13 protein-coding genes are annotated in these 10,823 nt (G+C 69.8%); 3 read left to right on the top strand and 10 right to left on the bottom strand.

The genetic code is table 11. The features are described 5' to 3' along the window. Window positions 1–413, top strand: a 413-nt coding sequence (locus AC1DSA_RS11490; RefSeq protein WP_477889146.1) for a general secretion pathway protein GspB, incomplete at its 5' end; no start/stop codon positions are given. Between the two features lie 6 nt (window positions 414–419). On the opposite strand, the gene AC1DSA_RS11485 is transcribed toward AC1DSA_RS11490, so the two are convergent. After that, on the bottom strand, window positions 420–1,007 hold the full coding sequence (locus AC1DSA_RS11485; RefSeq protein WP_477889144.1) for a DUF6064 family protein: 588 nt from the start codon (window positions 1,005–1,007) through the stop codon (window positions 420–422). Further along, on the bottom strand, window positions 1,004–1,891 hold the full coding sequence (locus AC1DSA_RS11480) for an aldo/keto reductase (protein WP_477889142.1): 888 nt from the start codon (window positions 1,889–1,891) through the stop codon (window positions 1,004–1,006). The genes AC1DSA_RS11485 and AC1DSA_RS11480 overlap by 4 nt, the downstream gene beginning before the upstream one ends. A 45-nt stretch (window positions 1,892–1,936) precedes the next feature. Between AC1DSA_RS11480 and AC1DSA_RS11475 the strand changes: the two genes are divergently transcribed. Beyond that, complete coding sequence (locus AC1DSA_RS11475; RefSeq protein WP_477889140.1) at window positions 1,937–2,500, top strand: histidine phosphatase family protein; 564 nt, start codon at window positions 1,937–1,939, stop codon at window positions 2,498–2,500. Here the strand turns inward: AC1DSA_RS11475 and AC1DSA_RS11470 are convergent. Further along, window positions 2,497–3,165 (bottom strand): hypothetical protein, encoded by a 669-nt coding sequence (locus tag AC1DSA_RS11470; RefSeq protein ID WP_477889138.1) that lies wholly within the window; start codon window positions 3,163–3,165, stop codon window positions 2,497–2,499. The genes AC1DSA_RS11475 and AC1DSA_RS11470 overlap by 4 nt on opposite strands. 246 nt (window positions 3,166–3,411) lie before the next feature. Here AC1DSA_RS11470 and AC1DSA_RS11465 point away from each other — a divergent pair, with 246 nt between their 5' ends. After that, window positions 3,412–3,951 carry a bactofilin family protein gene (locus tag AC1DSA_RS11465; protein ID WP_477889136.1) on the top strand — a complete coding sequence of 180 codons (540 nt, stop codon included), beginning with the start codon at window positions 3,412–3,414 and terminating at the stop codon, window positions 3,949–3,951. Between the two features lie 4 nt (window positions 3,952–3,955). Here the strand turns inward: AC1DSA_RS11465 and AC1DSA_RS11460 are convergent, their stop codons facing one another. Genes AC1DSA_RS11460 through AC1DSA_RS11430 form a run of 7 tightly spaced genes read right to left on the bottom strand, consistent with a single transcriptional unit; the run spans window position 3,956 to window position 10,763 of the window. Beyond that, the gene (locus AC1DSA_RS11460) at window positions 3,956–4,834 is read right to left on the bottom strand and encodes a sugar phosphate isomerase/epimerase family protein (RefSeq protein WP_477889134.1); all 879 of its coding nucleotides are present in this window, start codon (window positions 4,832–4,834) and stop codon (window positions 3,956–3,958) included. Window positions 4,835–4,838: 4 nt separating this feature from the next. Beyond that, window positions 4,839–5,729 carry an NAD(P)-dependent oxidoreductase gene (locus AC1DSA_RS11455; RefSeq protein ID WP_477889132.1) on the bottom strand — a complete coding sequence of 297 codons (891 nt, stop codon included), beginning with the start codon at window positions 5,727–5,729 and terminating at the stop codon, window positions 4,839–4,841. Between the two features lie 2 nt (window positions 5,730–5,731). Next, window positions 5,732–6,442, bottom strand: coding sequence for an SDR family NAD(P)-dependent oxidoreductase (locus AC1DSA_RS11450; RefSeq protein WP_477889130.1), 711 nt, complete (start codon window positions 6,440–6,442; stop codon window positions 5,732–5,734). Beyond that, a complete protein-coding gene (locus tag AC1DSA_RS11445) occupies window positions 6,420–7,382 on the bottom strand; it encodes a Bug family tripartite tricarboxylate transporter substrate binding protein (RefSeq protein WP_477889128.1) in 963 nt (320 codons plus the stop codon). The genes AC1DSA_RS11450 and AC1DSA_RS11445 overlap by 23 nt, the downstream gene beginning before the upstream one ends. An 18-nt stretch (window positions 7,383–7,400) precedes the next feature. After that, on the bottom strand, window positions 7,401–8,585 hold the full coding sequence (locus AC1DSA_RS11440; RefSeq protein WP_477889126.1) for a dihydrodipicolinate synthase family protein: 1,185 nt from the start codon (window positions 8,583–8,585) through the stop codon (window positions 7,401–7,403). A gap of 10 nt (window positions 8,586–8,595) precedes the next feature. Continuing rightward, entirely contained in the window at window positions 8,596–9,759 is a 1,164-nt protein-coding gene (locus AC1DSA_RS11435; RefSeq protein ID WP_477889124.1) for a Gfo/Idh/MocA family protein, read from the bottom strand. A 23-nt stretch (window positions 9,760–9,782) separates the two neighbouring features. Beyond that, a complete protein-coding gene (locus tag AC1DSA_RS11430) occupies window positions 9,783–10,763 on the bottom strand; it encodes a tripartite tricarboxylate transporter substrate binding protein (RefSeq protein WP_477889164.1) in 981 nt (326 codons plus the stop codon). Between the last annotated feature and the right edge of the window lie 60 nt (window positions 10,764–10,823).

Genomic DNA, 10,823 nt, shown 5'->3' with positions numbered 1-10,823 from the left:
ATCCGCAGCGGTCCGGCTCCCGCATGCCGCCCCCGCCGCCGGCCATTGCCGGCGTGCCCGGCGTCCCCGCTGCGCCCGGCGCGCCGGGCGTTGCCGCAGCGCCCTTCGTCCCCGGTCCCGCATCCGGCAAACCTCCTGCGCCTTCCATGCAGGCATCGCCGCAGGCCGTCGTGCCAACGTCGGAGCGCGTGTTCGGCGTGGCCGAGCTGCCTCCCGAGATCCAGCGCGACCTGCCCAAGCTCGCCATCTCGGGCGGCGTGCATTCCGAGAATGCCGCGCAGCGCATGCTGATCGTGGGCGGACAGGTCATGAGCGAAGGTGCCGAGGTCGCGCCAGGCGTCGTGCTGGAACAGATCCGGCCGCACGCGGCGGTGCTGCGATTCCGGGGCTATCGCTTCAGCGTCACGTTCTGAGCGCGGTCAGGCAATCAGCCAGCGCGTGGCGGCGCCCAGCACCAGGGACAGCAGCGGCAGGACGGCCAGTCCCAAGCGAGCGGCAGCCGGAGCCCGCCGCAATCCAGCGGCCGCGCCGAGGGTGGCCAGGGCCGTCGGCTCCGGCATGAAGGCGAAGACCTCGGCCTCGGTCCACGGATGTCCCGTCAGCGGCGCCAGCAGCGGATAGCAGAGCGCTGCCGCGAGCAACGCAGAGGCCGCGAGGCGCGGTGCCGGGCTCGGCCCGCGCAGCGGCAACAGTGCCGTGCCCGCGAGCAGGAGGGACTGGACCCCGCAGGCGCCTGCGATCCAGCGCGCACCCAGGAAGATTTCGCTGTAGTGCTGCCCATAGAAGGCATGGCCCAGCCACGCCCAGGCAAGCGCCAGCACGAGCAGTGCGGCGCGAGCCGTCGCCGCGGATCCTCCCCGGAGCGCCACGAGCAGCACGGCAGGAACCGCGGCCGTCCACAGCTGTGCCGGCCACCCTGCGGCGTTGTGGCGCGCCACCAGCCGCCAGTAGGTCTCCGGCGAGAACATCAGGAAGTCGGACAGGCCGTAGGTCCACCACTCCGTCATAAGCCGGCCACGAGGGCAGCCATGCGCCGGCGCATGGCCTCGTCAGGCATGGGGCCTCGCGCCGTGGCCATGTTCTCGCGCACGTGTTCGACGCGCCGTGTGGCGGGGATGGCGCAGGTGACCGCCGGGTGGCTGATCACGAACTTGAGTGCGAACTGGGCCCAGCTGCCGCAGCCGATCTCCGCCGCCCAGGGCGGCAGCGGATGCCTCTGCAGCCGGCGCAGCAGGTCGCCTTCCTGGAAGGGGCGGTTGATCAGGACGGCCGTGCCTCGCTCGGCGGCCAGCGGCAGCAGGCGCTCCTCCGCTTCCCGGTCGACGAGGTTGTAGGTGAGCTGCACGAAGTCCAATCGGTGATCGCGCAGGAGGCGCTCGAAGTCGCGATGGCGTCGTCCCTCGGAAGTCGTGATCCCCACGTAGCGCAGGCGGCCGCGCTCCTTCAACGCCTGCAGCAGCGGCAGCTGTTTCTCCCACGCCAGCAGGTTGTGCACCTGCAGGAGGTCGAACCGTGCCACCTGCCACAGGCCGCGCGACGTTTCCACCTGCGCGGCGCCGTCGCCCGAGGTCCAGACCTTGTCGGCGGAGAACACGCGCTGCTGCGCGTCCAAGGTGCGCAACGCGTCGCCGACCACGCCTTGCGACGAGCCGTACATGGGGGAGGAATCGATGAGCCGCCCGCCCGCATCGAAGAAGGCGCGGATCACCTGCGCGCAGTGGGCGCGCGCCGGCGGGTCCTGGCCGACGTTGAAGGTGATCCAGGTGCCCAGGCCGACCCGCGGGATCGGTTCGCCCGTGGAGGGGATGGCTCGCGTGAGAGGCGTGGACTGCGCGGCCGCGTGCCCGGCGGCCGCGAGCGCCGACCACTGCAGGAGGGTGCGCCGCTTCATGCCGGCAGGCTAGCACGCTGGCATCATGGTCGCCGGAGGTGTGCCATGGACCGCAGGATGCTGCTGCAGGGCTTGCTGTTGGGCGCGCTCGCGCCGGGCGCGCGGGCGGACGAGGCCTTGTGGGCATTGCTGGGACGCGGCGGCCATGCCGTGCTGCTGCGGCATGCGGTGACGGATACGGGAGTGGGGGACCCGCCGGGCTTTCGCCTCGGGGTGTGCGCAACCCAGCGCAACCTGAGCGAGCAGGGCCGGAGCGATGCGCGCCGGCTGGGCGAGGAACTGCGCGCCCGCCGCGTGCCTGTCGCCGGCCTGCTGTCCAGTCCGTGGTGCCGGTGCCTGGACACGGCGCGGCTGGCCTTCGGCCGCGACGCGGAAGTCGAGCCCGCGCTCGGCAACCTGTTCGGCCGGGCCGAGCTCGAAGCCGCGCAGGTCGCGGCCTTGCGGGCGCTGGTGGGGCGACCGGTCGCGGGCGGCAACGTGTTCATGGTCACGCACGGTTCGACGACCTACGCGCTCACCGGCGTCTCGCCCGGCACGGCAGAAATGGTGATCGTCGAGCCGCGACCCGGCGGCGCCTTCCGCGTCGCGGGCCGGCTCTCGGTGGGTTAATCGTCGCCGTTGGGCCGCTGCGGCGGCTGGAACACCGACCAGCGACCGTCCTTGAACAGGTACAGCCCGGAGGAGATGCGCGTGCTGTCCTTGCTCGCGAACAGTGCGGCGGCGCTGAAGCGCAAGGTGGCCACCGCGGATTCGTCGTCGGCCCGCGCAAACACCAGTCCGCCGCGCTCCGGCACGGCAGCGACCACGCCGGCGGGCGAGCGCTCCAGTTGTTCCAGCCAGAACATGCGGTCGAGGAAGTAGCTGCTGTCCAATTCGGGTGCATTGCCGTGCACCTGCATCACGCCGCCAGTCCACGGTTCCGCCACGGGCGCGCCGTAGCGCCTGCGCAGGTTGTCCACGGCCTGGTTCAGCGCCTCGTCCGGCGAGAGCTTCAGCCGTTCCAGGTCCTCGGGTGCGGCGCTCTGCACGCGCAGCTGGCCGTCGAACACCAGCCGCAGGTGCATGTCGCCGAGGTACTGGAACCAGCTGGCTTCGAATTCGACCACGCGGCCGTCCGGGAGCTTGGCGGAGATCTTTCCGTAGGGCGCGAGCGCCTCGTCCTGCTTGTTCTCACCCGGGCTCTCGCGCAGGACTGCGAGCAGGTTGGTCGCGCTGACCTCGAACTCTTCGGAGTCGGGCGGTGTGCCGGCCCAGGAACCGGTGCATGCCAGCATTGCGACGGCACCACACACGCATCGCACCCATTGCTTCATCATGTTTCCCTCCGTCCTGGCGCAAATGGTGATGCGTGGCGCGGCAGTATGCAAGCGTCCATTCGGCGTAACCATTGCGATGGAGTGGGTCCGCCTCGGGGACATCGCAACGCCATTCGTTACCCTTATTTCGCTCGCAGACGAACTTGGAGGGTGGCGCCTGCGTAGCATCGCAGCTCTTCGCTTCATTCTCAGAGGAACCGCCACATGGCACTGCAATCCCCCTTCTTCAACAACAACAACAAGCGCGAAGACGCGTATCCGCGTGCGGGCGTGAGCCCCAATGCCGCCGCCGCCTCGGGCCAGGCACCGGCCGCCGCGGCCACGCAGCAGCCTGCGGCTGCCTCTGCTTCCCCGGTCGGCACGCCGGCCAAGGAAGGCGAAAGCAAGCTGACCGTCGGACCGAACATCAAGCTGAAGGGCGTGGAGATCACCGATTGCGACACCCTGGTGGTGGAGGGCTCGGTGGAGGCGACCATGGATTCCCGCGTGATCCAGATCTCGGAGCGCGGTTCGTTCAAGGGCTCCGCCGAAATCGACGTCGCCGAGATCCGCGGCCTGTTCGACGGCAACCTGACCGTGCGCCAGAAGCTGGTGATCTTTTCCACCGGCAAGGTCACCGGCAAGGTGCGCTACGGCAAGGTGGTGATCGAGGAGGGCGGCCAGCTCTCCGGCGAGATCGAGTCGTCCGCTTCCAGCACCGGCGCGACCTCTTCGGCGCGCCCGGGCCTGCAGCCGGTCCAGTAAGCCTTCAGACCACCGTGCGGTGCCGCGCGATGCAGGTGTCCAGCACCTCGTCGTGCGGCCGCTGCCACCAGTTCCCCGTGGAGAAGATCTCCACTTCGCTGTAGCCGGCGAATCCCTGCGCCTCGACCCATCCCCGGATGCGCGGGATGTCGATGACGCCGTCGCCCATCATCCCGCGGTCGTTCAACAGGTCCGTGGTCGGCGTCAGCCAGTCGCACACATGGAAAGCGAGCAGGCGATCGCGGCCGGCGCGCGCGATCTGCTGCTGCAGCTTGGGATCCCACCACACGTGGTAGACGTCCACGGCCACGCCTAGCGCGCCCGTCCGGGCGGCGTCCAGTTCGTCGCACAGGTCCAGCGCCTGCTCCAGCGTGTTGACGCAGGCGCGATCGGCCGCGTACATGGGGTGCAGCGGCTCGATGGCGAGCGGCATGCGCGCCTGGCGCGCGTACTCCAATAATTCGAAGATCCCATCCCGCACCTGGGTGCGCGCCTGCGCGATGTCCTTGTGCTGCGCGTGCCCCTGCAGCGCGCCGGGCAATCCGCCGACCACCAGCACCAGGCACTTCGCGCCCAGTTCCACGGCCTCATCGACGGCGCGGCGGTTGTCGTCGCGTGCCGCTTGGCGGCCGGCCGCATCCGCGGCGGGGAACATGCCCCCGCGGCAGTAGCCGGAGAGTTCGAGCCCGTGCGCGCGCACCAGCTTCGAGAAGGTCGCCAGGCCGGCGGCGTGCACCTGGTCGCGCCAGGGCGAGATCGCGCGGATGCCACGACGCACGCACGCCTCGATGATGTCCGGCAGCGGCAGGTCGACGCCGCGGCTCTTGCGCACGGTGGCGGTGTTGATCGACAGCCAGCGATGGTCTCGGGAAAAGTCGCGCATGGATTCAGGAGGAAGAAGTGCGGTCGCGCCGCCATTGGCGCACGATCGCTGCGTTGTCCAGGTCGCCGTCGCCGGCGTCGATCGCGGCGCGCATCAGGCCTGCGTGCACCTGCGACAGCGGCAGCGGCTGGCCGGCGGCGCGCGCCGCCTCGAGCATGAGGTCCACGTCCTTGAGGTGCTGGCGGATGCGCGATTGCGGCTCGAAGCGGCCGCTGGCCATCATCGGCCCCTTCACTTCGGCGGCCGCCGAGCGCGCCGGCGTGGCCAGCACCAGCCGCAGGAATGCCTCCGGCGCGATGCCGAGGCTTTCGGCGAAGGCCATCCCTTCGGCCAGCACGGCGCGGTTGAGCCCCAGCACCAGGTTGGTGGCCAGCTTCGCCCGGGCGGCCATGCCGGCGGCGCCGACGTGGATGCGCTCGCGCGCGATCGCCTCGAGCACCGGCGTGCAGCGCGCCACCGCGTCGGCATCGCCGGCGAGGAGCAGCGTGGCTTCGCCCGCGGCGATCTGCTGGCTGGAGCCGGAGAGCGGGCCCTCGAGGAAATCGACGCCGCGGGCCCGCAGTCGCGCCGCGAGGGCCTGCAGGATCTCGGGCGTGCCGGTAGAGCAATCGACGATGGTGCGCACGCGGTGGCCGCTCGCCAGCAGGCCGTCGGGCGCCTCGAGCACGGCCTGGACGTCCTTCGAATCGAACACCGCCAGCAGCACGAAGGAGCAGGCCGCGCCCACGGCCTGCGGCGACGGCTCCGCCACGGCGCCGAGCACCTGCACGGCCTGCCGCGCCTCTTCGCGCAGGTCGAAGCCGTGCACGCGGAATCCCGCGGCCAGCAGGCGGCCGGCAAGCGCCTGGCCGACCAGGCCCAGGCCGACGATGCCGACGGATTGCGGCGCGTCCATGGTCACGGCGCCAGCGAGGTGCCGCCGCAGATCTGGATCTCCTGCCCGGTGATCGCCGCCGCGGCGGGCGACAGCAAGTAGGCGATCAGTGAAGCGACTTCCTCGGGCTGGATCAGGCGGCCGATCGGCGGCATGCGCGATGGCGTGCCCTGGCGGGCCGGATCGCTGAGCATGCCGGTCTGCGTGGCCGCGGGGGCGACCACGTTGACCGTCACGCCGGCGGTGACCACTTCGGCCGCCCAGCTGCGCGCCAGAGAAGCGACCGCCGCCTTGCTGGCAGCGTACTGGCTGCGCCCGGCGATGCCGCGCGCCACCCGGCTGCCGACGAGGACCATGCGGCCGTGGCCGGCTTGCGCCATGGCGGGCAGCAGGGCATCGGCGAGCTGTGTCGCGGCCTGYACGTGCAGCCGCCACATCGTTTCGCCGTGGGCGGGATCCAGGTGCCCGAGCGAGGCCGGCCGCAGGATGCCCGCCGCGTGCACGACCGCACCGAAGCGTCCGGCGCCGGCGATCGCGCCGGCGAGGGCCTGCGCGTCGCACAGGTCCACCGTCACCGGCGTGAAGTGCGCATCCTCCACCGCGGGCGGAGCGACGTCGAAGCCGCACACCTGCCAGCCGTCGGCGAGCAGGCGCCGCGCCGTGGCCAGGCCGATGCCGGAGCTGCTGCCCGTCACCAGCGCGCGGCCGCGTTCATTCGACGTGGATGTTGCCATCGGTGATGATCTTCTGCATGCGCGCCATGTCGGCGGCCTGGAACCTGGCGAAATCCTCGACCGACCCCGGCGTGAGCAGCAGCCCCTGCTGCGCCAGCTTGTCGCGCATGTCGCCGGCGAGCGCCTTGTTCGCCTCGGCGTTCAGCTTGTTCGTGACGTCGGCCGGCAGCTTCGCCGGGCCCCACAGCCCGTACCAGCTGTAGAACTCGAAGCCGGGGATCGTCTCGGCCACGGTGGGCACGTCGGGCAGGTTGGGCGCGCGCGTGCTGGAGGTGACGGCGACGACGCGCAGCATGCCGCTCTTGTGGTACTGCACCGAGCCGAGGATGGGGTCGATGAAGCCGTCGATCTGGCCGCCGATCAGGTCCTGGAAGGCCGGCGCCGTGCCCTTGTACGGCACCACCATGTACTCGATGTTGCCGCTGCGCTTGAGCAGTTCGGTGGACAGGTGGCCGGCCGAGCCGATCGACCCCACCGCGAACGTCATCTTGCCCGGATGGGCCTTGGCATAAGCGATCAGCGACTTGATGTCGGTGATCGGCAGGTTCTTGTTGATCGCGACCGACAGCGGCGCCTTGGCGACCAGCGCGATCGGCTGGAAATCCTTCACGACGGAGTAGGGCGTGGACTTCATCGTCATCGGCGCGCTGACGAAGGTCGAGGCGTTGAACAGCAGCGTGTAGCCGTCGGCCGGCGCGCGCGCGACGACGTCGGCGCCGATGGAGCCGTTGCCGCCCGGCCGGTTCTCCACGACGAAGGGCTGTCCCAGCTGGTCGCCCAGCTTCTGCGCCAGCTGCCGGCCCACCGTGTCCAGCGTGCCGCCGGGCGGGAAGGGGATGATCACCCGGACCGGCCGCGCGGGCCAGGCCTGGGCGAGTGAGGAGAGGCTGGCGGCTGCGAGGCCGGCGGCCAGCACCAGTTTGAGCGCGGACTTGAACATGCTGTCTCCTTGGTGGGGCTATTCGACGCCGTGCAGCGCCAGCAGCGTCGCCATGCGGCGCGTGGCCAGCCCGGGCTGCTCCAGCAGGTTGGCCGCGTCGGCCAGCCGGAACAGCTCGGCGAGGTGCGGCAGGCTGCGCGTGCTTTGCTGGCCGCCGACCATCGTGAAGTGCTTCTGGTGGCCATTGAGCCAGGCCATGAAGACGACGCCGGTCTTGTAGAAGCGCGTGGGCGCCGCAAAGATGTGCCGCGACAAGGGCACCGTCGGCCCGAGGATCGCGTGGAACCTCTCGATGTTGCCCTGCGCCAGTTCGCCGAGCGCCGCGCTGGCCGCCGGCGCGATTGCGTCGAAGATGCCCAGCAGCGCGTCGCTCCTGCCGTGAGTGGGTTCCCGGCCGAAGCCGTCGCCGGCGATCAGTTCGGCGTAGTTGAAGTCGTCGCCCGTGTACATGCGCACGCCCGCGGGCAGGCGCCGGCGCATCGCGATCTCCTTGTCCTTGTCCAGCAGCGAGATCTTGATGCCGTCGACCTTGGAGGCGTGCGCGGCGATGATGCCCAACGCCGTGTCCATGGCCGCGTCGATGTCCTGCGTGCCCCAATATCCGGCCAGCGCCGGATCGAACATGTCGCCCAGCCAGTGCAGCACCACCGGCTGTTTCGCCTGCGACAGGATGCGGCCGTACACCTTCTCGTAATCGGCCGGCGATTTCGCCACGCGGGCCAGCGCGCGGCTGGCCATCACGATCAGCTTGCCGCCCAGCTTCTCGATGGCGGCCATCTGTTCCTCGTAGGCGCGGATCACGTCGTCGACGTTCCGCGCGTCTTCGGGCGCGAGGTGGTCGGTGCCGCAGCCGGACGCGACCAGCGCGCCGGGCACGTCACGCGCGGCATCGAGCGAGCGGCGAATGAGCTCCAGGGAAGTCGGCCAGTCCAGGCCCATTCCGCGCTGCGCCGTGTCCATGGCTTCCGCCACGCCCAGGCCCAGCGACCACAGCCGTTGCCGGTAGGCGATGGTCGCGTCCCAGTCGATGGCAGCCTGCAGCCACGGGTCGATGGCGGCCAATGGATTGGCCACCACGTGGGCGGCGGAGTAGGCAATGCGGTTGAACTTCACGCCCTGGGCGGGCCGCACGGGCGCAGTTCCGCGCAGCGTGTAGTTCTCCAGAACACCGGAAGGCGTCGGCAGTTGCAGCGTCAGGGCCATGGTGCGTTTCTCAGAACTGAAGAGGCGGCACGTCGACGAAGCGGCGTTCCTTCCAGCTTTGCAGTGCGGCTTCCACCAGCTGCACGCCCTTGGCGCCTTCCGGCAGCGTCCACTTGTAGGGCGCGTCTTCCACCACGTGGCGGATGAAGGCTTCCCACTGGATCTTGAAGCCGTTGTCGTACACCTGCGTATCCGGCACGGCCTGCCACTGCTCGGTGAACTGCATGGTGTTCTTCACGTCCGGGTTCCATACCGGGCGCGGCGTGTTGACGCGGCTCTGGGCCTTGCACTCGGTCAGCGTGGCGACGGCGGAACCGTGCGTGCCGTCGACGTGGAAGGTCACCAGGTCCTCGCGGTTCACGCGGGTCGCCCACGACATGTTCAGTTGGGCGATCACCGGCTCGCCGTTGTGGCCGACCAGTTCCGCGATCGCATAGGCGGCATCGTCGGCCGTCGCCTTGTACGGCTTGCCGTCCTCGTCCCAGCGCTGCGGGATGTGGGTGGCGCCCAGGCAGGAGATGGACTTCACTTCGCCGAACAGGTTGTCCAGCACGTAGCGCCAGTGGCACATCATGTCCAGGATCATCCCGCCGCCGTCCTCGGCGCGGTAGTTCCAGCTGGGGCGCTGGATCGGCTGCAGGTCGCCCTCGAACACCCAGTAGCCGAACTCCAGGCGCAGCGACAGCATGCGGCCGAAGAAGCCGGCGCGGCGCAGCATGTCCAGCTTGCGCAGGCCGGGCAGGAACAGCTTGTCCTGCACCGCGCCGTGCTTGAGGCCCGACTTCTCGGCCATCTTGGCGATCTCCACCGCTTCACCCAGCGTGGTGGCGATCGGCTTTTCGCAATAGACGTGCTTGCGGGCGCGCAGCGCCTTGGCCAGCAGCTTGGGACGCATCTGGGTCGTGCCGGCGTCGAAGAACACGGTGTCGTCCGGGTTCGCCAGCGCGGCGTCGAGGTCGGTGCCCCAGCGCCCGATGCCGTGCGCCTTGGCGAGAGCCTCGATCTTCTCGGCATTGCGGCCGATGAGGATGGGATCGGGCATGACCTTGTCGCCATTGGCGAGGGTCACGCCGCCCTGGGCGCGGATCGCCACGATGGAGCGGATCAGGTGCTGGTTCATGCCCATGCGTCCGGTGACGCCGTGCATGATGATTCCGAGGCGTTGGGTCGGCATATGCGGTCCTTTCCTTGTTCGGCTTACTTGTGCACTTCGAGGCCGGCGGCCCTGACCAGTGCGGCGTTGCTCCTGATCTCGTCGCGGACGTAGCCGTCGAACTCGGCCGCCTTCATGGTCCACGCATCGGCGCCGAGTGCGGCGAAACGCTCCTTCACTTCCGGCGTGTTCAGGGCCTTCACCACCTCGGCGTTGAGGCGCTCGACGATCTCCTTCGGCGTCTTCGCGGGCACGAACATGCCGATCCAGAAGTTGAACTCCGATCCCGGCACCCCCGCTTCCGCGGTCGTGGGCACGTCGGGCAGGGCGGCGGCGCGCTTGGGCGAACCCACCGCCAGCGGCAGCAGCTGCCCGTTGCGGATCTGGCCGATCACCGGGGCGATCGGCGAGAAGTAGTAGTCCACCCGGCCGGCGACGACCTCGGTCACTGCCTCGGCGGAGCCCTTGAAGGGGATGTTCTGCGCGTCGATCTTTGCCGCGAGCTTGAACTTCTCGGCGTTGAGGTGGGTGGCGCTGCCCTGGCCGGCGGACGCGAAGTTCATGCTGCCGGGCTTGGCGCGCGCGGCGGTGAGCAGGTCCTTCAGCGACTTCATGCCCTTGGCCGGGGAAATCACCAGCACGTTCGGCGTGGAGGAAATCGGCGTGACGCCGGCGAAGTCCTTCTCGGTATCGAACGGGAGCTTGGCGAAGGTGTGCGGGCTGACCGTGTGCGAGGACGAATGGATTATCACCGTGTAGCCGTCGGCGGCGGCCGACGCGACCTGCGCCTGGCCGATGGTGCCGCTGGCGCCGCCCTTGTTCTCCACCACCAGCTGCTGGCCCATGCTCTGGCTCATCTTGTCGGTGATCGCACGGGCAATGATGTCCGTGGTGCTGCCCGCGGCGAACGGAACGATCACCTTGATCGGTTTGTTCGGGTAGCCCGCTTGCGCAAAGGCGGCCAACGGGGCGGCAAAGGCCAGCGCGCAGAGGCTGGCGGCGAGGTTGCGGCGAGTGAAGTTGATGGCTCGTCTCCGAAGGGCGGGTGGTTAATTCACTGTTTGGTGAATTATAGGCAAGACTTC

Source organism: Ramlibacter sp. P4_H7, from assembly GCF_056400765.1.
The sequence above is the reverse complement of the archived record's forward strand: the minus strand, read 5'-3'. Positions and strand labels throughout refer to the sequence as shown.

Coding starts and splice junctions, on each gene's coding strand:
- AC1DSA_RS11485 (WP_477889144.1), bottom strand. CDS start 1,007: ATGACGGAGTGGTGGACCTACGGCCTGTCCGACTTCCTGATGTTCTCG.
- AC1DSA_RS11480 (WP_477889142.1), bottom strand. CDS start 1,891: ATGAAGCGGCGCACCCTCCTGCAGTGGTCGGCGCTCGCGGCCGCCGGG.
- AC1DSA_RS11475 (WP_477889140.1), top strand. CDS start 1,937: ATGGACCGCAGGATGCTGCTGCAGGGCTTGCTGTTGGGCGCGCTCGCG.
- AC1DSA_RS11470 (WP_477889138.1), bottom strand. CDS start 3,165: ATGCTGGCATGCACCGGTTCCTGGGCCGGCACACCGCCCGACTCCGAA.
- AC1DSA_RS11465 (WP_477889136.1), top strand. CDS start 3,412: ATGGCACTGCAATCCCCCTTCTTCAACAACAACAACAAGCGCGAAGAC.
- AC1DSA_RS11460 (WP_477889134.1), bottom strand. CDS start 4,834: ATGCGCGACTTTTCCCGAGACCATCGCTGGCTGTCGATCAACACCGCC.
- AC1DSA_RS11455 (WP_477889132.1), bottom strand. CDS start 5,729: ATGGACGCGCCGCAATCCGTCGGCATCGTCGGCCTGGGCCTGGTCGGC.
- AC1DSA_RS11445 (WP_477889128.1), bottom strand. CDS start 7,382: ATGTTCAAGTCCGCGCTCAAACTGGTGCTGGCCGCCGGCCTCGCAGCC.
- AC1DSA_RS11440 (WP_477889126.1), bottom strand. CDS start 8,585: ATGGCCCTGACGCTGCAACTGCCGACGCCTTCCGGTGTTCTGGAGAAC.
- AC1DSA_RS11435 (WP_477889124.1), bottom strand. CDS start 9,759: ATGCCGACCCAACGCCTCGGAATCATCATGCACGGCGTCACCGGACGC.